General features: G+C 46.6%; 17 protein-coding genes. 1 reads left to right on the top strand and 16 read right to left on the bottom strand.

Annotated features, from left to right (window positions below; all coding sequences use genetic code 11):
• Positions 1-74: 74 nt before the first annotated feature.
• Both ACR0QN_RS04965 and ACR0QN_RS04970 read right to left on the bottom strand, forming a co-directional pair.
• Complete coding sequence (locus ACR0QN_RS04965; RefSeq protein ID WP_432650090.1) at positions 75-848, bottom strand: sugar phosphate isomerase/epimerase family protein; 774 nt, start codon at positions 846-848, stop codon at positions 75-77.
• Positions 841-2,667 (bottom strand): CHASE2 domain-containing protein, encoded by a 1,827-nt coding sequence (locus tag ACR0QN_RS04970; protein WP_432650091.1) that lies wholly within the window; start codon positions 2,665-2,667, stop codon positions 841-843. Before ACR0QN_RS04970 ends, ACR0QN_RS04965 begins: the two co-directional genes overlap by 8 nt.
• A 170-nt stretch (positions 2,668-2,837) precedes the next feature.
• Between ACR0QN_RS04970 and ACR0QN_RS04975 the strand changes: the two genes are divergently transcribed.
• A complete protein-coding gene (locus ACR0QN_RS04975) occupies positions 2,838-3,878 on the top strand; it encodes a sensor domain-containing diguanylate cyclase (protein WP_432650092.1) in 1,041 nt (346 codons plus the stop codon).
• Between the two features lie 167 nt (positions 3,879-4,045).
• Here the strand turns inward: ACR0QN_RS04975 and epsC are convergent, their stop codons facing one another.
• From epsC to ACR0QN_RS05045, 14 genes are all read right to left on the bottom strand, one after another.
• Positions 4,046-5,002: a serine O-acetyltransferase EpsC gene (epsC, locus tag ACR0QN_RS04980; protein ID WP_432650093.1), complete on the bottom strand. Its 957-nt coding sequence runs from the start codon at positions 5,000-5,002 to the stop codon at positions 4,046-4,048.
• A gap of 91 nt (positions 5,003-5,093) precedes the next feature.
• Positions 5,094-6,935 (bottom strand): SufS family cysteine desulfurase, encoded by a 1,842-nt coding sequence (locus tag ACR0QN_RS04985; RefSeq protein WP_432650094.1) that lies wholly within the window; start codon positions 6,933-6,935, stop codon positions 5,094-5,096.
• Complete coding sequence (locus tag ACR0QN_RS04990; RefSeq protein WP_432650095.1) at positions 6,922-7,863, bottom strand: family 2A encapsulin nanocompartment shell protein; 942 nt, start codon at positions 7,861-7,863, stop codon at positions 6,922-6,924. The genes ACR0QN_RS04985 and ACR0QN_RS04990 overlap by 14 nt, the downstream gene beginning before the upstream one ends.
• A gap of 95 nt (positions 7,864-7,958) precedes the next feature.
• A complete protein-coding gene (locus tag ACR0QN_RS04995; RefSeq protein ID WP_432650096.1) occupies positions 7,959-9,416 on the bottom strand; it encodes a ubiquitin-like small modifier protein 1 in 1,458 nt (485 codons plus the stop codon).
• 6 nt (positions 9,417-9,422) lie between these two features.
• Positions 9,423-9,857 carry a Mov34/MPN/PAD-1 family protein gene (locus ACR0QN_RS05000; RefSeq protein WP_432650097.1) on the bottom strand — a complete coding sequence of 145 codons (435 nt, stop codon included), beginning with the start codon at positions 9,855-9,857 and terminating at the stop codon, positions 9,423-9,425.
• 3 nt (positions 9,858-9,860) lie between these two features.
• Positions 9,861-10,754: a PLP-dependent cysteine synthase family protein gene (locus ACR0QN_RS05005; RefSeq protein WP_432650098.1), complete on the bottom strand. Its 894-nt coding sequence runs from the start codon at positions 10,752-10,754 to the stop codon at positions 9,861-9,863.
• A gap of 45 nt (positions 10,755-10,799) precedes the next feature.
• Positions 10,800-10,991 carry a YezD family protein gene (locus ACR0QN_RS05010; protein WP_432650099.1) on the bottom strand — a complete coding sequence of 64 codons (192 nt, stop codon included), beginning with the start codon at positions 10,989-10,991 and terminating at the stop codon, positions 10,800-10,802.
• 419 nt (positions 10,992-11,410) lie between these two features.
• Positions 11,411-12,565, bottom strand: a complete 1,155-nt coding sequence (locus tag ACR0QN_RS05015; protein ID WP_432650100.1) for a VWA domain-containing protein — start codon at positions 12,563-12,565, stop codon at positions 11,411-11,413.
• Positions 12,562-14,826: a DUF5682 family protein gene (locus tag ACR0QN_RS05020; RefSeq protein WP_432650101.1), complete on the bottom strand. Its 2,265-nt coding sequence runs from the start codon at positions 14,824-14,826 to the stop codon at positions 12,562-12,564. The genes ACR0QN_RS05015 and ACR0QN_RS05020 overlap by 4 nt, the downstream gene beginning before the upstream one ends.
• Entirely contained in the window at positions 14,805-15,884 is a 1,080-nt protein-coding gene (locus ACR0QN_RS05025) for an ATP-binding protein (RefSeq protein WP_432650102.1), read from the bottom strand. Before ACR0QN_RS05025 ends, ACR0QN_RS05020 begins: the two co-directional genes overlap by 22 nt.
• A gap of 6 nt (positions 15,885-15,890) precedes the next feature.
• Entirely contained in the window at positions 15,891-17,735 is a 1,845-nt protein-coding gene (locus ACR0QN_RS05030) for a hypothetical protein (protein ID WP_432650103.1), read from the bottom strand.
• Positions 17,732-17,878, bottom strand: a complete 147-nt coding sequence (locus ACR0QN_RS05035) for a hypothetical protein (protein ID WP_432650104.1) — start codon at positions 17,876-17,878, stop codon at positions 17,732-17,734. The genes ACR0QN_RS05030 and ACR0QN_RS05035 overlap by 4 nt, the downstream gene beginning before the upstream one ends.
• Positions 17,878-19,311: an SWIM zinc finger family protein gene (locus ACR0QN_RS05040; protein WP_432650105.1), complete on the bottom strand. Its 1,434-nt coding sequence runs from the start codon at positions 19,309-19,311 to the stop codon at positions 17,878-17,880. Before ACR0QN_RS05040 ends, ACR0QN_RS05035 begins: the two co-directional genes overlap by 1 nt.
• An 82-nt stretch (positions 19,312-19,393) precedes the next feature.
• A complete protein-coding gene (locus ACR0QN_RS05045; RefSeq protein WP_432650106.1) occupies positions 19,394-19,645 on the bottom strand; it encodes a hypothetical protein in 252 nt (83 codons plus the stop codon).
• Positions 19,646-19,771 lie beyond the last annotated feature (126 nt).

The following is a 19,771-nucleotide window of genomic DNA, read 5'->3' on the forward strand; positions in this document are numbered from 1 at the left end:
AAAAAATAATTTTATTTTCAAAAAAAATAAATAAAAACTACAATGCTGTCATACCGCATTATCACAGTAAAGCGTTATATAATTCCCCTATTCGATAAAAATTCGGCGCTGCGTCGCTGATTTTCAAGAGATGATGTTTCAATAAGCACAGTAGCATTTGTGAAATATCTAAAGTAATGCTCCCTGAACCTGTTCCAGTCTATCTTTCCGTCTCCCACGGCAAGGTGGAGATCGCTTTTCAGATCATTGTCGTTGATGTGCATATGCTTAACATACGGCGCAAGAGCCGTTACCCAGCTTTCAATATCCGAGCCGAATACAGAAGCGTGGGCATAATCAAAACATACTCCGAAGTTGGAAAAAGAACTGAGCTTTTCGGCAAGCGCCGCAAGCATATCGGGCGAACTGTCACACATATTCTCAATATAAATATTTACCTGCGGATATTCGGCAAGAATACCGCTCCAGAAATTTATGTTGCAGTCCAGCCAGTTACTTACATAGCTTTCGGCAATAAAGAAAGGATTGTGATTTGTGTGAAATATCACAGACTCTGCGCCGACTTCAAGCGCAGCTTCAATGCTCTGTCGTATCCTCATTTCGGAGATATTGCGTATAAGCTTATCACCGCTGAAAACGAGAACGTCGAAGAAATCGCCGTGACAGGTAAGCAGGGACGGAAGCTTGTGTGATCTGTATTCTGCGGCGATTTCTTTTACACGCTCCTTGCTGTCAAGAACATCGGGGTAAAAGAAATCGTTAAATTCAAAGCCGAAGCCGTATTCCTCTGCAAGCTCCAGACTTTCATCAATATTTTTAAGCTGAGGAATTATCAGAAACTTACTCATTTACAAGCTCCTTTGCCTTATTATTGTCATACCCGTTTATACCCGTAAGGGAGTATACGAAAACTCCCTTGGACTTTCCTTTAAGCGGAATTTCGCCGATAGGCTCCACAGTAACTCTGTCCTTGACCTGCTCATAGACCTTTTCGCTGATAAGTACCTGTCCCCTCTTGGCGTTTGACTCCAGACGGGCTGCGGTGTTTACAGTATCGCCGATAGCGGTATAGTCCATTCGGAAATCGCAGCCGATATTTCCAACGACTGCAGGACCGCAGTTGACACCCACACCGAAACTTACGGATTTGCCGTATTTTTCCATAAATTGGCTTTCAATGGCATTTCCTCCGCTTACAATGTCAAATGCAGTCTTTACTGCACGGAACACGTAATCGTCAAGGTCGAAGGGAGCGTTGAAAACTGCCATTGTGGCGTCGCCGATGAATTTGTCGAGAGTACCGCCGTTGCTGAAGATCGCATTCGTTGTCAGATTGAGATAGCTGTTCAGGATATCCACCACCTGCTCAGGCTCAAGGCTCTCCGACATCGGCGTAAATCCACGTATATCCACGAAAAGCACAGCAATGTCACGATTTTCACCGCCAAGCTTGATATGATAATTGCCCGTCTTGGCGATCTCCTCGACCACCTGCGGTGCAACATATTTCTTGAAAGCGGCAGTTATCTTTCGTTTTTCTATGGCCTCCTCCGCATATTTTCTGCCGAGATTTACAAAATATCCCAGCGCCATAAACAAAGGTGCGTAGAGCAGCGGTATGGCAGTTCCGTTGTTATTAAGAATTATTCCCGCAGCAAAATATCCGATGAGCATAACAAGCACAAGCGGTGCAGAAAATCGGAATTTTATCCGCTTTGTCAGCAGATATGCTATAGTGGCAGCAGCGGCTCCGCAGAGAGATGTGACTACCCTGCTGCCGGGAACGGGATACCTGCCGTCAATAAGACCTTGAACGATATTGGCGTGTATCTCAGCTCCGTACATCTGGTCTGAGCTGTTGGGAACGGAGAACTGATCACGAAGCCCTGCAGCATATGCACCCACTATCACAATGCAGTCCTTAAACACTCTCGGGTCGATACTTCCGTCAAGGACTTTGCAGAGAGGGATATTTTCATAATCCCCGGGGCGGCCTGCATAATTTATCCACATACGTCCGTTTGTGTCAAGAGAGGGCGTATTTGGCTCTATGCCGCTTCTTTGGCAGTAAAGGGAATATATTTCGGAAGCAAAGCTGTTAAATTCTCTGTCGCCGTAAAGTTCGGGAGCAGTTTCGGTCACAAACACCGAACGTACAACGCCGTCCTCATCGGGAGAAGAATTGACAAATCCGGTTATACAGCAGTCCTCGATAATAGGCTGCTCGATCTCGCTTACGGCAAAATGGTCTATGTAAGGGTCGCCGTTTTCATCAAAGCTGTACTTGCTCGTATAATTGATATATGAGCCTGCAACTACATTTGAGCTGTTTAAACAGGCTTGTCTCAGGGAGTTGTCACCCTCCTCGTCCATACTGCCGAAAAACATAATATCCATTGCTATGACCGAAGGATAATCACCGAGAGACTCAATTATATCGGCATATACGCTCCTTGACCAGGTGCCGAAAGGGCCAAGCTCCTGAAGCGACTGATCATCAATGGCAATGATCTTGATCTTGTTATTTATCCCTCTCGGGGACTGATAAAGCTTATCTCTGAGCATACAGTCAACGGAATAAAACACATCGAAAAAAGATGTGAAAAACACAAGCACAAACAATATTGCCGCTTCTGCCGCCGATGCCCATCTGTTTTTACTCTTCATATTCCCCTCCGAACAGATTATTTTAAATTTATTATAACATATCGCAAAAGATTTGTCACTATAATTTGAGAATTTTCTTCAAAAAATCAAAAATTATATTTACAAGTGCATAAAATTATGGTATAATAATTTATAAAGCAACATAAGCGTACAGAAAGGATGAATTTTGTATGAACAATACACCTGAAACTTCTCAGTCCGATATTCTGCTTGATAAGATTTTTACCATCACACAGGATCTATATAAGGAAATGTCACGTCCCACAGAGGATTCCTCTGACAATCACGCAGCCATTTTCAGGCTGCTTACCGACCTGGGCAGAAACCTTGTGAATGCCGACCGTGCAAGCTTCTGGAAATGGGATAAGCGTGCTCACGAGCTGTGGACTACCGCTGCCGTAGGTACGGGAAGGATAACCATTCCCGAAGGAACGGGGCTTGTGGGAAAAGCACTTACGGAGCAGAGGGCTATCGTCACCAACGACCCTTATAATCACCCGGATTTCAATTCCGATGTGGATAAGAAGACAGGTTATGTCACAAAATCCATTCTCGTAATGCCTATCTGCAACTGCAGAGGCGAATTTATCGGCGCATATCAGGCAATAAACAAGCTTGACAGCGAAGGCAAATTTGATCTTGAGGAGGATTGCCGCAAGCTTTCTCTGGCGGCATTCATCTGCGGAATAACGCTGGAGTCCGAGACATTCCTCGATGACTCTCATCACGACAAGCTCACAGAGCTTAAAAACAGAATGGGCTTCTACAATGATTACAACAAGAATTTCAGCAAGATATTAAACGACCCCAATTCGGTAAGATGCGTTTCCCTTTTCATCTGCGATATTGATTTCTTTAAAAAGGTCAACGATACATACGGTCATAATGCAGGCGATGCCGTTCTGAAACACGTTGCAAAGAATATCAGCCGAAATTCCCGTATATGTGACGGCGTTTACCGCTGGGGCGGCGAGGAATTCATTGTTATTCTCCCCGACACAGGACTGAACGAGGCTGCAGACGCTGCGGAAAGAATACGTACTATTATTATGAAGTCGGTCTGTCTGTTTGAGGAACTGCAGATAAAGGTGACAATGAGCTTCGGTGTTACCCAGATAGACCCAATGAAGTCCATCGAAGATAACATCAAGGACGCTGACGAAAAGCTTTATATGGCAAAAGAAGGCGGACGAAACAGAGTTATACGCTGATCAAATTCTATAATAAAAAATGTCTCTCCCTGCAAGTGTGGAGAGACTTTTTTATTTTTTTCACGATCCAAAAATGCGTCAGCATCATCTTCATCAAAAAGCAGGCAATTTACAGAAAAAATATTTTCTAAAAAAAACAAACAGCCGATACATTTTTTCAGCGCATATCAGATCACATAAAACCAGCTTTCGTCCACCTCAAGCTCTGCACGCTGTACGGGGTGAGCGGCGTCGTAATTGTAGCGAAGCTCCTGATTTTTTATGCTGACCCTTGCTCCCTCGGGGATTGATTTGGTGATAAAGGCATTGCCGCCTACAACAACATTCTTGCCCACAACAGTTTCGCCGCCGAGAATGGACGCTCCCGAATATATGGTAACATTATCGTCAATTGTGGGGTGACGCTTTTTGCTTTTGAGCTTCTGACCTCCCCTTGTGGAAAGCGCACCGAGAGTAACGCCCTGATATATCTTAACATTGTCCCCGATAACGGTGGTCTCACCGATAACAATGCCCGTACCGTGGTCGATGAAGAAATATTTGCCTATCTGTGCACCGGGGTGAATGTCAATGCCTGTAACGCTGTGGGCATATTCGGTCATTATCCTCGGGATAAGCGGGATATTCAGAAGATAAAGCTCGTGTGCGATCCTGTTTACCATAACGGCGAAAAGTCCCGGATAGGAAAAGATTATCTCGTCCTTATTGAATGCGGCAGGGTCGCCGTCAAATGCCGCCTGAACGTCGGTATCAACATATTCACGAATTTTGGGTATCGTTCCGAGGAATTTCAGAGCAAGCCGCTCCGCTTCATCGGCAATTTCTCCCTCAGGTGCATTTTCAAATTTAGGATCATAGGGCAGAACTATTGATATCTGCCTGATAAGATTATACAGCACGTCCTCCAAAAGCATTGTCATATTGTTTCTTACAGTATAAATGCGGTATGTGCCGTTTTTGAAATACCCCGGGAAAATAATGTTGCGGAGCTTGTCCACTATCTCGATGATGACCTCTTTTTTGGGGTGGTCAAAGGTATGGATATTGTCAATATCCCGTCCTTTCTCATAGTCGGAGAGAATGTCTCCTATCAGTTTGTTGACCTCGGTTTCAAGCTTGTGCATAATATGCGCCCTCCGTCCGTAAAATTTCGGACGGCAGCTTTTTTCTGCCGTCCGCTTTGGAATATATCTTTAAGGAGTTTGAAGTATTAGTTTATGTCAGCGAGCGAATTGCTCTTACAAGTCTGTCAATGTCCTCGGGAGAATTATACAGCGCAAGAGTGGGGCGGACAACTCCCTCAAGCCCGTAGGAACGCAGGATAGGCTGTGCGCAGTGATGTCCCGTTCTTACTGCGATGCCGTATTTGTCGAGGTGCTGTCCCACCGTTTCATTGTCGTAGCCGTCAAGTACAAAGGACAGCGCACTTGATTTCTGAGAAGCCGTTCCGATAAGGTGCAGTCCCGGTATTTTTGCAAGCTCCTTCATTCCGTAGGAAACAAGCTCGTGTTCGTAGCGGCTTATCTCGGGCATACCGATTGAGTTAAGATATTCAAGTGCCGCTCCCAGTCCTACAGCGTCCGCAATGCTTGCGGTGCCTGCTTCAAACTTATTGGGCGCAGGATTGTATATCGTCCGCTCAAAGGTAACATCTGCTATCATATTTCCGCCGCCCTGATAGGGTCTTGCGGCTTCAAGCAGGTCCTTTTTGCCGTAGACAACACCAATTCCGGTAGGAGCGAATATCTTATGCCCCGAGAACACGAAGAAATCTGCGTCAAGAGCGGTCACATTCACGGGGATATGTGCCACCGACTGCGCTCCGTCTATGAGTATCCTTACCCCGTGAGCGTGGGCAATGGAAATAAGCTCCGCAACGGGCGTAATTGTGCCCAGCACGTTTGAAACGTGGGTAGCAGATACGAATTTCGTCCGCTTGGTGAACAGTTTTTCGTATTCGGAAAGGATTATCTGTCCCGACTTGTCAACGGGAGCCACCTTTATGACCGCTCCCGTTTCCTGTGCGATAAGCTGCCAGGGAACAATGTTTGCGTGGTGTTCAAGGAGAGTTACGATTATCTCGTCACCCTCGTGAAGATACTGCTTCACATAAGCCTGCGCCACAAGATTTATGCCCTCGGTGGTTCCTCTTACAAATACAATATTGTTTTTGTCGGGCGCACCGATAAAATCGGCAACGGTCTGCCTTGCGCCCTCGTATGCATCTGTGGAGCGTGCGGCAAGGGTGTGTGCGCCTCGGTGAACATTGGAATTTTCGTGAGTATAGTACTCGGTAAGGCGGTCAATGACCTGCTTGGGACGCTGTGTAGTTGCGCCGTTATCAAGCCATACAAGGTCGTGACCGTTTATCTTTTCGCCCAGAATGGGGAAATCACGACGTATCTGCTCAAGAGTTTTTGTGCCGATGATAATGGAATTATTTCCGCTCTGCCTGAAATTGCCGCTTTCTGCTGTATTCCCCTTTGTTTTGGGTGCATAACCGCTTTCCGATTGTGACTGCGATACCACAACGGGAGAATATCCCGTTGTTTTAGGCTGAACGGGAGCTTTTTCCTCCCTGTAAACACCGAAGCCGTCAAGCTCCGAAACTACAGTATCAAGGTCTTTTTCTTCAAGGGAATATTTCGGCTTGAAAAGCTCATTTCCCGACACCTGCGCCGCAGATGTTATATCCGTGAAAGGAAGAGTATATGAAGCAGTTCCCACGGGAGTAAATCCGTCAAGGGGCGAAGTTTCGGGATAAAATTCATCTGCATTTACGTTCGATGCTTCGCCGAGGACTTCTTCCGCCGCCCTTGCGTAACCATCAAGACGGTTTATTTCGCTCTGAAAAGGAAAGGCTTCACGTTTGAAAAAGCTTTCCGATTTCTGCGCCGCCCTGTCAATGACAGATGTATCGCCCTGTGTCACAAGCTTTTCAATGCCGTCAGCACATTCGGTAGTGTTGTATTCAGGAAATAACCCGTTTGCTATGGCTTCAAGCTCGCCTTCCGAAGGTAATTTGTTATCCAAAGGATAACGATCAATCGTAGTCATAGTATTCACCTACTTCAACATCCTCCAAAACTGCGATAGCGTCATCAGAAAGGATAGCCGCCGAGCAGTAAAGGCTGAGCAGGTAGGAAGCTACGCCCTTGTCATCAATTCCTCTGTATCTTACCGAAAGACCTCTGGACTGTTCGTTTTTGAGATTTGCCTGATACAGACCGATAACTCCTCTTTTTGCCTCGCCTGTGCGGATAAGGAGAATGTTGGTCTTGCCGCTCTTGCTCTTGGGATTTTTCAGACCGTCAACGAGAAGCTTGTCGGTGGGGATAATGGGGATACCCCTCCAGAGGATAAAGTTTCCGCCTGCGATATTTGCGGTTACGGGAGGTACTCCCCTCTTGGTGCATTCTCTCTCAAATGCGGCAATTGCTCTTGGATGAGCAAGGAAGAAGGAAGGCTCTTTCCATACCTTTGTGATAAGCTCGTCAAGGTCGTCGGGTGTGGGTGCGCCGTTTCTTGTCTGGATACGCTGGGAGTCGGGAACGTTTTTCAGCAGACCGTAATCATCGTTGTTGATAAGCTGGCTCTCCTGACGCTCTCTCAGGCTCTCGATAGCAAGATTAAGCTGCTCCTTCACCTGGTCGTAGGGTGAGCTGTAAACGTCCTCAATCTGAGTGTTGATGTTGATGATAGTGGAAATGGAGTTGAGACGGTACTCTCTTGGCTGCTCCTCATATTCAACATAACCCTGGGGAACGATGTCCGACTTCTTTGTTGCGCTGCACAGAACGTCAAGGGGAGTTTCGCCCTCCTTGACTCTGTTCACACGGTAAATACCCGATTCAAGTCCCTTGAATTCAAGGAGCTTGGTTATCCACTTGGGTGTGAGTGCTCCGTACTGAGGTTTGGTTTTGGTGACGTCCGCTAAGTTGTACGCCGCCTTTGCGCCCAGTGCATTGATCTTTTCTTCTGCCATAATAGTTTCCTCCAAAAATAAAATTTATATCAATCGAACTGCGGCGGCGAAATTATTTTCGCCCATATCGGCTTGCCGCAATAAGAATCAATATCTTAGTATTGGGGCATTGTGGGGTCAACCTCTCTTGCCCAGGAATTTATGCCGTCTTTCAGGTTGAACATTCTGCCCTTGTAGCCTGCTTCTCTGAGGGTATTTACCGCAAGTATGCTGCGCTTGCCCTCCTTGCAGACAAACACCGTATCAACAGTTGGGTCAAGCTCATTCTGCCTGCGCTCAAGCTGACCTATGGGAATGACCTTTGCGTCAGGGAATTTGGTTATTGCACGTTCGTGGGGTTCTCTTACGTCAATAATGGTTATCTTTTCGCCCTCATCAAGTCGGCGTTTAAGCTCCTTGGCTTCTATGGCTTCAACGGGTGCTTCCTCCTCTTCCTGCTTATTTATGCCGCAGAAATCGGCGTAATCATACTCTTCAAGCTTTGTAATGGTCGGGTGCTCGCCGCAGATGGGACAATTAGGGTCTTTATGTATTTTAAGCTCACGAAATCTCATTTTCCAGGCGTCAAAATTAAGGAGACGTCCCACAAGTGCTTCTCCGCCGCCGACAATTAGCTTAATGACCTCGTTTGCCTGTATTGTGCCGATAATTCCGGGAAGTGCGCCCATAACTCCGCCTGTTGCGCAGGATGGAACAAGTCCCGCAGGAGGAGGCGAGGGATACATACATCTGTAGCAGGGACCTTCCTTTGCATAATACACCGAAGCCTGTCCCTCAAACTGATACATTGCTCCGAATACATCGGGCTTTCCGAGAAGCACGCAGGCATCGTTCACAAGATAGCGGCATTGATAATTGTCCGAAGCGTCTGCCACAACATCATATTCGGAGATTATATCGAGAGCATTTTCAGCAGTAAGCATATAGTTGTATGTTTCCACCTTCACAAGAGGATTTATCTGCTTTATGCTGTCCTTTGCGGAGGCTACCTTGGGTCTGCCGATGTCACGGGTGCCGTGAATTACCTGCCGCTGGAGATTTGTCTCGTCCACCTCGTCAAAGTCGATAAGCCCCAGCTTTCCAACGCCTGCCGCCGCAAGATACTGTGCAAGAGGCGCACCCAGACCTCCCATTCCCACAATAAGGACCTTTGCGGCTTTCAGCTTTTTCTGTCCCTTAATTCCCACCTCCTGCAAAAGCAGGTGTCGGCTGTAGCGGAGAATTTCCTCGTTTGTGAGCTTTTCGCCCTTTGTATCGCCGAGAACGCTTGCTGTAGGTGCGCCGCCTGCGATTGCGGGAATCAGCATTATTTCGTCACCCGTTTTTACGGGAGTGTCATTTCCCTGCAAAACCTTTATATTTTCCCCATTCACAAACACGTTGATGAACTGACGGAGGCTGCCGTTTTCATCAAAAAGTGCCTTCTTAGTTTCGGGATATTCGTCCGCAAGGGAGCGGATAACTTCTCCTGCGGTGCTGCCCTCCAGCTCAAGCTCGGAACGGTGATTAGTGAACGAGCGCAGGGTGGTTGGTATAAGTACGGTTATCGCCATAAAAATTTACTCCTTATTGCATATTGTTATTTTTTCTTCCGAAAACTGCATATCCTCTGCCGTAAGCACAAAGCTTTTGGTTTTTACCGTTTTCCCTTTTACCACGGACATTATTATGTATGAATAAACAGGCAATGCGTGAGTGCGGTCAAATTCCGAAGGGAAAGCCTCGCAGTCGGGGTGGGAATGATAAAAGCCGATAATGTCAAGCTTTTTCTGTCTTGCGGTCAGTTCCGCTTTAAGCATTATTTCGGGGGTTATTTCAAAGCGGTGATATTTTTCCGATTTGTCATATCCGTTATCCGCAGTCTCGGCATATTCGGCAGTCTTATTGCCGCTTTCGTCAATACTTCCGAATATTATTCCGCAGCATTCCTCGGGATACCGCTCTGAACCGTCTGTCAGCATATGCTGTATGACATCTTTGGTAAGATATATCAATTTCTACACCTCCCATAGCGGATTTGAAAGATACCGCCCTCCCCCGTCGCAGAGAATTGTGACGATCACCGAACCCGGAGGAGCATTTTCCGCCGTTTTCAGCGCCGCAAGCACATTGGCTCCCGAGCTTATCCCCACGAACAGACCGTATTTTCGGGCAAGCAGCTTTGTCATTTCATAGGCTTCCTCGGTGGAAATATCAACTATCTCATCGGCAAGTGACTCGTCAAAAAAGCTTGACCTGACGTGTGCCGAGGGGTGCTTTATCCCCTCAATGCCGTGAAAGGGTGAATCGGGGCGCATAAGTACCGCTTTTATGCCGCTGTTATTTTCCTTCAGCCGTTTTACGCAGCCTGTAAATGTCCCTGCCGTACCCGTTCCCGATACAAAGTGGGTGATACTGCCGCCTGTCTGTGACAGAATTTCTTTTCCCGTACCGTTATAATGTGCAAGCCAGTTTTCATTGTTGCTGTACTGGTCGGGGTAGAAATATTTTTCGGGAGCTTCCGATATAATGCGCTGCACTTCGTTATATGCACCGTCTATACCCTCGAGGGGCGATGTTTCGATAATATCAGCACCGTATGCTTTCATATAAGCCTTGCGCTCGGGTGATACGTTGGCAGGTATACAGAGCCGCACCTTATATCCCAGCGCCGAGCCTATCATTGCGTAGGAAATTCCCGTGTTTCCGCTTGTAGCGTCGATAATGATCTTGTCCTTTGTGAGCCTGCCGCTTTCGATGCCTTGCAGAAGCATTGCCTTTGCCGCCCTGTCTTTCACAGAGCCGCCTACATTCATAAATTCGGCTTTGGCAAAGAGCTTCACTCCGTTTTTCAAGCCGTCAAGGTCAAGGCTCAGCAGGGGCGTATTGCCTATGAGATCGAGAATTGTCATTTTGCCCCTCCTAAAAAAATAAGGAGGCTTTAAACGTAGTTCTGATCAACGTTTAAAACCTCCGGCGTTCCGGTCAGTTTTGCTGTTATTCAATTTCACCTTGAATTTCTCGGTACTTTCTATGGAAACTATGCGTCCGTCCTGAACCATTATGGTTATGGAACCGAACTCCATATCCTGCAATGCCTTTTGGATTATTTCCACAGCCTCTGAAAATTCTTCATTTTGTACAGACATTTTGTCACCACCAATCAAAAAAGCTGCTTCATTATTAAAATGAAACAGCTTCAAAAAACATATTGCAAGCTGTTCGCATATGCAGCAAAATAAAGCAAATGCGAACGGCTTAGGATAATCCTATACGAATTCACATCTGCACTTTACACATACAACAGCAAAACTGCATTCTCATAGTCATTACCCTTTCTAATATATTTTTCAAAATCAGTATATTTTTTTGTTTGTGATTATATAATACACCCTAAATACTACTTTGTCAATAGGCTTAGTAGAATTTTGTCAAACTGCAATATATCAGTCTGTGTATTTATTCAAAAATATTACACAATTAACAAAACATACTATAATTCTACTATCTTTTTGGCATTTTAAAGCATACCTGCTTTATATGCAAATGAGGAAAATTTTTATCTATATCATTTTTCCACAAAAGCTTTGAGTGAATGTTTCTTCAGCGCCGCCTCAAGCAATTCCGGAAGTCTTTCCGGGGGACAGGCAAAGCAGGGAATGTCAAGAGCCGCTGCCTTGTCAGCCATTGCCGCATCATACACAGGCTTTCCGCTGTCGGATATGGCAAGCAGTATCACCAGATTTACCCCCGACTCCTTAAGTTCCTCCAGCCTGCGGATAAGTCCGTTTCTGTTGCCGCCCTCCATAAGGTCGGTCACAAGAAACATCGTGGTCTTTTCAGGCTCCTCGATAAGCTCAGAACAGTAAGCCACAGATTTTTCAATATCCGTACCGCCGCCAAGCTGTATTCCGTAAAGAAGCTCTACAGGGTCAGAGCAATGCTCGGTAAGGTCGGTCACATTCGTGTCAAATGCAACCACGTGCGTCCTGAGGGAATTCATACTTGCAAGTATACAGCCCATAACAGATGAATATATAGCCGACTCCCCCATTGAGCCGCTCTGGTCAATATCAATTATAACTGTCCTTGAAGCGGAACGGGAGGATCTCTCGTAAAAATAAAATCTCTCCGGTAAGATCGTGTTAAGCTCAGTATTGAAATTTTTCAGATTTCGCCTTATGGTCAGCTTGTAGTCAAGCGCTGCCGCAGAGGGTATAGGTGAATGGGCTTTCCTGTTCAGGGCAGAGGTCACGGAGCGCTTTATATCGTCCGAAAGGCGGCGGTTAATATCCTCCACTATTTTTGCGATATATGCTCTTGCATTGTCCTTTGACTTCTGAGGTATCTGGTCTTTGAGCATCAGAAGAAGCGAAGCAGTATTTATATCCGGCTCAATGGAATCAAGCATTTCGGGTTCAAAAAGGAGCTGCTTCAAGCCTTTTCTTTCGATAGCGTCATTCTGTATCACCTTTATTTCCATAGGAGAAAAAAGGGTACGAAGATCACCCAGCCATTTTGTGAGCCTCGGTGAGGAGGGTCCTCTGCCTGCATTGCCCGAAAGCCCCGTGCCGTCATTGCCGTATATCTGGGAAAGTGCGCTGTCCATCAGCATTTCTTCCGCCGAAAGTGCTGCCGCTCCGCCCATACGGTACATCATCTTTTCGCTGTCTGCTCCAAGTATGAGCCGCCAGCGTTTAAGTATTTCCTTATTATCCATCATATATCACCAAAATCAAAATCATCAAGCTCGTCTACAGACTGCTGTTCATCATCTGAAAGCTGCATTGTCACAAACTCCGCCGCAGCTTCCTTTGATATGCCAAGCACCTCGCCAATATTTTCCGCAATGTCGGACTTTTCCGCAGGAGAAAAATCGGAAAATGTCCTTCTGAGAGCCACGAGAACGGGCTTGAACTCATCGTCATCAAGACCTGCCACGAAATTACAAAGCTTTTCCCATACGGAAAGCCTGCTGATAAGTGAGCGTCTGTTTCGTCTTGCAAGCCCCTCAAACCACATTGCCGCTTCGGCGGGAGAAGTGCCTGCTGAAAGCCGCCTGCTTATCAGCTCGGACAGCTTTTCGGGAGAAATTTTTCCCCGTTCCGTCAGCACCGCACAGGCATATCCCGACAGCAGCGGATTTGCAAAGTTATTATCCGCAATGTCCGAAAGCAGGGTGATAAATCTGTCAGCATCAAGAAAATCGTGGGCAAGGCAGGCATCGTTTACGGCAGCAACGGATATAATAAGCTGCTCCGCTCCATTCCTGTCGCACACAGCCGCAGAGGGCATACAGAGACAAAATCTCAGATACAGCTTTTCTATCAGCGGGTAGATCGGCTCTGTGTCTATTCTTCTGATACTTCCGAAACGGACAATGGCGGACAGAGTACCGATAGTTTTTCCTGTGTCCTCTGCGGAGGAGCAGTCCGCTGTCTGCTTCTGTATCGCAGAAACGGCGGTGGAAATGCAGTCCGTAAGTCCCCCGTCAAAGGCGTCGGAAAGTATCATCGCCGCTCCGTTTATGCTGTCCGCTTCATACAGCCTGAAATTCAGCTCATATTCTGCCGCCTGCTTAACTGTGTCTCCCTTGAGAGAAGCTTCAACTATCTCTATCTCAGCCTCGGGAGTCCATTGAAGTTTCCACCGCTCTGCCCAGGTGGCATTATCCTGACTTCTGGGCTGAGTCTCCGCAAAGCATATGCCCAGTATCCGCAGACGGTGAAGAAAGAAGGAGCGGTTAAGGTCAAGAAATGCCGCCTTCTCTGTTTTCACACTCAGATTTTCACGCAGATCAAGCTCAATTTCCTCTGCGGCAGCTTTTCTGTATTTTTCAAGCTTCAGTTCCTTGAGCTGCCTTGTGAAATCCTCCTGCACCGAGGTGCAGACTGTGCCTTCGGGCAGAGAGCCGATTTTTGTGCCTATCTCCGTATCGGCACAGGCAAGGGATACTTCTCCGAAGGAGCCGTGACCGATACAGGTGACCGCAGCGTCACGCAGGTCGGTCATATTCGGGTATTTTCCCCCACGCATAGCCGCAAGAGTATCTGCCAGCCGCTTTGCTTCAATGACCTCGGCTGTAGATGCGGCATAGCCGTTCTCACGCTGATATGAAGCTATCATTGAAAGATATCTGTCGGAGGAGCTGCCAACAGTGCCGCTCAGCCTGCTGTTCCACAAAAGCTCGAAATATGCAGGCGCCTTGCTTCCTGCGCCGTAGCCCGAACGGGAGGACAGTCTGTAGTAGGAATAGGGCATAAGGGTTGCCTTTGCCTTTACGGCGGGAAGCTTTTGGGTAAGCTTTCTGTCATCTGCCGAAAATGGGATATCTTTTATCCCTGCGGTATGAAATGCGCCTGTTATAACGCAAATTTTTTCCGAAGGCACCTCCGCTTCACATTCGGATATCACCTTGCGCATATAGCTTTCACGGAGCCTGTTATGCTCGTCATTTTCGGAAAATTCACGAAGGCTTTTACCGTATTCGGAAACCGCTTCAATGAGATCCTCATAGCTTTCGCACTGCTCAAAGGTATATTCCCAGAAGGAGTCGTTATCCGTTCCCGAAACCCGCTCCAGCTCGGTATATACGGAAACACGCTGAGGTTTATCCTCTTTCCGTTCTTCTTTATCTTCGGTATTCTGACGGGACAATATGCAGGTTGAAGGCAGGTCGCAGAACATTACCCGTCTGCCTTTTCTTACCGCCCATCTCATAGCCTGATACTCGGGTGAAAATTCAGCAAGAGGCCATAGTACGGTCTTAACTGGCGTATCCTCGGTATATGCAAGTATAGCCGCAGGCATCATCGTTTCATCGCTGCAAAGCGGTGCAATAAGATGGTCAAGGTCGGAGGGACCTTCTATTAAAACTATCTCGGGGTCGTTTCGGTCAAGAAATTCCCTGACATAATAAGCGCAGGCAGGCGAAAGATGCCGCACTCCGAAATATGCCGCCATTATGAATTTCTCTCCCTGCACTCGGCATAAAGCTTGGCACAGCCGCTTCTTTTTCTCATTACATTTTCAAGATATTCCGTCCAGACAGCCTTGTCCTTATTGTCGTCCTTGACCACAGCTCCCTGAAGTGCGCCTGCAAGGTCGGAATCGGTGATAACGCCGTTGCCGAAGCTGCCTGCAAGAGCCATACTGTTTATGAGAAGGGATATGGCTTCGGCGGAGGACAATACTCCCGAGGTGGTTTTAAGCTTTATCTGTCCGTCAAGGGTCTGCCCGCTTCTCAGCTCACGGAAAATGGTAACGACTCTCTCAACGGCTGTCCTGTCGGGAAGCTTGGCGTTCAGTCCGAAGCTGTCGGCAAGCTGTGCAACTCTTGTGGAAACTATTTCGATCTCCGTCTCGATATTTGCAGGTGCGGGAAGCACAACGATATTGAAGCGTCTTTTCAGCGCCGAGGACATCTCATTTACGCCTTTGTCACGGGTGTTTGCGGTGGCAATGACCGAGAAGCCCTTTTTTGCGGCGACCTCCTCGTTCAGCTCGGGAACGGATATACGCTTTTCGGAAAGTATGGATATAAGTGCGTCCTGCACCTCCGAGGCACAGCGGGAAATTTCCTCTATACGGGCAATTGTTCCCGTTTCCATTGCGTTATAAACGGGGCTTTTTACAAGCGCTTCGTGAGAGGGTCCCTTTGCAAGGAGCATTGCATAGTTCCAGGAATATCGTATCTGCTCCTCGGTGGTGCCTGCGGTGCCCTGGATAACTCTTGATGAATTGCCGTTTATGGCGGCGGTGAGATGCTCGGAAAGCCAGGATTTTGCGGTTCCCGGCTCGCCTATGAGAAGCAGCGCACGGTCTGTTACAAGGGTGGCAATGCATATCTCGACAATGCGCCTGTCGCCCATATATTTGGGTGTGATGACCGTATTTCCCGACTTGCCGCCAATAATGTATGTAAGCACTGATCTCGGCGACATTCTCCAGCCTGCGGGAACTGGATCTTTCTCGTTTGCAATAAGAGCATCAAGCTCGGTTTTGTAAAGCTCCTCTGCGGGGAGTCTTAAAATATCTGACATAACGTTTTATCCTTTCATAAGAAAATCTATCTGGCTTTTGATCCCTTTCATAAGATCGTTATGAGTGTTTTTATTAAAATCACCCTTTGCCGCCGCAACACGGTTTAAAAGCTCTGTAAGCTCGTCTATCTTGTCAGAACAGGACAGAGGCAGCCGATTTATTATTGAACAAGAGGTGGAAGCTCGCTTTGTAATTAGGGTACTGTAAATATATTCCGAAGCAATACCCCTGCACCTGTCAGCCATACTTTCGGGGCAGTACTTTGCAATAAGGTCAACACAATAGTAAGAGGGGCATTTATTTGCCATATCAAAAGCAGTTTCAAGTATTGCGGAAACAATGCGTTCCCTGTCATAAGGCGCACAGCCCTTGATAAATTCCAACAGCGAGGAACAAATATCTTCATAGAATTTTTCATTTATATCGGACAGACTGCACATAACCTCAAGCAGGCTGTCGGGAAAGCTTTCAAACAGAAAAGCCTTGCCCGCAGGCTCGCTGCCGTTTTCGGCAGGACCGCAGCGATACTCCGTAAAATATGCTTTATGAGCGGAAGAATATCTGATGTCGGCAAGAAGCCTTGTTACGGTATAATGCAGCTTTTCAAGGCTGCCCGAAAGAACGGACACAGCATCATCGGGGTCATCTATAAGTTTCATAAAGAAATATGCAGGAACAAAGTCATTGGGGCATTTCTTATATAGCTCAGATATCAGACAGCGGAATTTTTCCTTGTCCTGATTTTGCATATTTTTTATGAGAGTATCATTAAGAGAAGCATAATAATTTTCAGTCAGCTGCTCTCCTGCGCCCCACTTTTTAATGATATCCACCGCTTTAAGATAGCAGTCGCCAATGCCGCTTTTGTTTTTGAAAAGCGAAACAGTTCTTTCTATGGACAATGCCGACAATAAAATATCCTTATCGCAAGGGATTTGTGCCGTTTCATTCATCTTCGCTCTTACGAGCTCCTCGGCAGTTTGTGAGGGCGATATGCGTACATGATCCGCATACTTATCAAATTCCCCATTTGCATTTTCAATAATCTTTGCCAGTATTTCCTCAGCCTCGGGCGGATTAAGCTCCAGTACAGCCATAAGCGCCGCATTTTTCACCTTACCCTTTTCGGTGTTATAAAGCTCAAGAAGGAGCTCGGTATTTGCAGGGTCATGGGACATTGCTTTTATTGCGGATATTCTTATATTCTGCGGAGCTTCGGAATTTTTTACAAGGGAAATGTAATAATCATTTTCCTTTGCACCCGCTGCCATATATATGTAATCTATCCTTGTGCCCGACGCTTTTTCGTCCGTAATGTCAAGGGCATTTTTCAGCATTGGCACAATAGCTTCGCCCCATTTGTCTAAAACAATTTCGGCAAAGCTGTCAAGATACACATTGCCTTTTTCCGAGGCTTTAACAAAAGCCGAAAGCACACGCCCGTCCGAAACAAGCCTTATCTCATCATCGGTAAGCTCGTCAAGCTTAGGACTGCATTTTTCTATTTTCTCACAAAGCCCGGACAAAGCAGAGTGGGTCACGGGAATTATTTTCATATCCGTAGTTATTTCCGACTGCTTCGTTTCGGAAGAGTCTGCAAAGCTGCCCTGTGTAACAGCCAGAGCGTCCGCAAGGGCAATGCAGTCGGAAAGCACGTCCGCAGGATTATCAGATTTGAAAAGCTTTCCGCAGTCCGAATAAAGCTTCATAAACGCTTTGTTTGCCTGTGCCAGCGGCTCAAAGGCTTCTATGGCACGCTTTAGTCTGAAATCCTCATTTACAGCAAAGCAGCCCGATGCCGCAGAGGCGTAGAGCCTTGTTCTCAGCTCATAAAAAGGAGTTATGTTCATTTCAATTCCCCCTTCGGTTTATTTTGAAATTGTAAAATTAGCTTATATGTGAATTTTCTTGACTCTTCAAGCATTGCTGTGTCTGCCGCCTCAAGTGCATAAAGCCTTTTTCTCAGCTCGTAAAATTTTGTAATATCCATCATCAGCAAAGCCTCAGAATACCCTTTTCGGTTACGATCGAAACGGGACAAATATAAATTCTCTTCTCCTCGGGAATGTAGAAAAGCTCGCCCAGCAATGCGCCGTTTTCAAGATATCCCCTGCTCGTGACCTTGAGAACATCACAGATGTCGGGATAATTCTCATTTGCTTTGAGAGCAATTGTCTCTCCCCCAAGCTTCATTATGGGGTGACCGTCCGATACCGCAAATTCAATGCTGTCAAATCTGATAAGCATTGCAACGCTTTGGTCGGAAAGAGTGTTTTTCAGCTCATTCTTAGCCTTCTTCACAGCCTCGGAAATGCTGTTCTCGGCTTTGCTTATTAACAATGGGTATGTCTCGGGAGCAGCGTCTGTTATTTCTGCGGTTTCCCATCTTATCCGCCTGTTCATTCCGCCGGGATAGCGGTAAAGCTCCTTGATAAAATGCATTCCGAAAACGCTGTCCTCGGATTTGATATATTTCTGTGCTTTCAGCGGACGGATATTTTCAGTCTTTGATATCTCCCCCGTTTGAGTATCAGCCCAGTATGCGGTGTCGATATCAGCCTTGTGCATATCGTCATGAAGAACGGTAAAGGAAAGCTGGATAATCGCCGCATTTTCCTTGTAAAGCCCGATCTCTTTAAGCTGTGAGAACTTCCACACATTTCCCATTGCCTCGTAAAGTATGCTGTCCTCGGGAAGAACATCTCCGCTCTCAAGCTTTGACGCTATGTATGCTTTACTCTTTTTTATGGTTGACGAAAGCTTGACGCAAAGAGCCGTAAGCCTGTCCGTTTCGATGTCATCGGGAATTGAAGAAAGCTTCCGGGCAGCTGAAACTATCTCATTCATTATCGCCTGAGGCTCGGGAAGATAATAGTCCCCCAGCTGCTTTGCAAGATTTTTGTACTGCTCTGCAGACGCTCTGCTGACCGAGGAAATACCCCTTGTAAGCATATCGGTCACGAACTGCTCAGCAAGCTCCAGACCCTCTGCCTGTTTTTTAAGCTTTTTCTCGGCGGCAGCCTTGTTCTGCTTGGGAGCCTTTTTCTCATCGGCAGGCATAGCCGCCTTTTCTGCACGCTTTGCAGCTTTTTCACGTTTCTGTGCAATGTCCTCGGGTATCTCAGAAACTGTGAAAGTCTTTTTTGCCAGCCACTCGAACATCAGCGCAAGACTGTGCTTGCAGGGAAACTGCCTGCTTGGGCAGGAACAGCGAAAGACCGGAGACTCCCCCGAAAAATCCGCAGAGGTATGATAGGGATTTTTTCCGCTGCCCATACATTCGCCGAAGATAAGCGTTTCGTCCTCGGTCTTTGAAAGCGCTCTGAAATCCCCCGAAGCGGATATTTTCTTTCCGTTTGACACCGCCGCCGCATTAGGCGAAACCGAGCGGATAAGTTCTTCCGTTATGATATTTGCCGAAGCCATTTTTATTCCTCCCAATAATTCATATTCATATCCGTTAAGATAATTATAGCATATTACCTGTGTAAAAAATCGGACAATAAAATCAAGGCTCATTTATAAGAATATCGGGAAACCGCTCTCCTAAAAAACAAAGCATTTCCGTATCGTCCTGCTTTTCCGCATACTTTACCGCCCTGCGGAAATGGAGCCTTAAATATTCCTCATATTGTGTGCGGCTCCTGCCTGTCAGTTTATATCCGCCCGCCAGACGCTTGTATGCAATATCAATGAGCATATCCATAGGTATTCCCGTGTCGAGTATCCCTTTATCATAAATATTTACCTGATTCCGCAAAACTGAACCCGCAACCTCTTCCCAAAAACCTGAAAATATGGTATAATAGAAGCATAAAGAAAGCTGAAAAACAGCACCCGAAAGGTGAAGAGGAAAATGCGGAAAATAGAGATCATAACAAGTAAT

Origin of the sequence: Huintestinicola sp., from assembly GCF_050874005.1 — a bacterium.
Lineage (GTDB): Bacteria > Bacillota > Clostridia > Oscillospirales > Ruminococcaceae > Huintestinicola.

Excerpts from the sequence above, each read along its gene's own strand:
- ACR0QN_RS04965 (WP_432650090.1), bottom strand. The coding sequence starts at position 848 with ATGAGTAAGTTTCTGATAATTCCTCAGCTTAAAAATATTGATGAAAGT.
- ACR0QN_RS04970 (WP_432650091.1), bottom strand. The coding sequence starts at position 2,667 with ATGAAGAGTAAAAACAGATGGGCATCGGCGGCAGAAGCGGCAATATTG.
- ACR0QN_RS04975 (WP_432650092.1), top strand. The coding sequence starts at position 2,838 with ATGAACAATACACCTGAAACTTCTCAGTCCGATATTCTGCTTGATAAG.
- epsC (WP_432650093.1), bottom strand. The coding sequence starts at position 5,002 with ATGCACAAGCTTGAAACCGAGGTCAACAAACTGATAGGAGACATTCTC.
- ACR0QN_RS04985 (WP_432650094.1), bottom strand. The coding sequence starts at position 6,935 with ATGACTACGATTGATCGTTATCCTTTGGATAACAAATTACCTTCGGAA.
- ACR0QN_RS04990 (WP_432650095.1), bottom strand. The coding sequence starts at position 7,863 with ATGGCAGAAGAAAAGATCAATGCACTGGGCGCAAAGGCGGCGTACAAC.
- ACR0QN_RS04995 (WP_432650096.1), bottom strand. The coding sequence starts at position 9,416 with ATGGCGATAACCGTACTTATACCAACCACCCTGCGCTCGTTCACTAAT.
- ACR0QN_RS05005 (WP_432650098.1), bottom strand. The coding sequence starts at position 10,754 with ATGACAATTCTCGATCTCATAGGCAATACGCCCCTGCTGAGCCTTGAC.
- ACR0QN_RS05010 (WP_432650099.1), bottom strand. The coding sequence starts at position 10,991 with ATGTCTGTACAAAATGAAGAATTTTCAGAGGCTGTGGAAATAATCCAA.
- ACR0QN_RS05015 (WP_432650100.1), bottom strand. The coding sequence starts at position 12,565 with ATGATGGATAATAAGGAAATACTTAAACGCTGGCGGCTCATACTTGGA.
- ACR0QN_RS05025 (WP_432650102.1), bottom strand. The coding sequence starts at position 15,884 with ATGTCAGATATTTTAAGACTCCCCGCAGAGGAGCTTTACAAAACCGAG.
- ACR0QN_RS05030 (WP_432650103.1), bottom strand. The coding sequence starts at position 17,735 with ATGAACATAACTCCTTTTTATGAGCTGAGAACAAGGCTCTACGCCTCT.
- ACR0QN_RS05035 (WP_432650104.1), bottom strand. The coding sequence starts at position 17,878 with ATGATGGATATTACAAAATTTTACGAGCTGAGAAAAAGGCTTTATGCA.
- ACR0QN_RS05040 (WP_432650105.1), bottom strand. The coding sequence starts at position 19,311 with ATGGCTTCGGCAAATATCATAACGGAAGAACTTATCCGCTCGGTTTCG.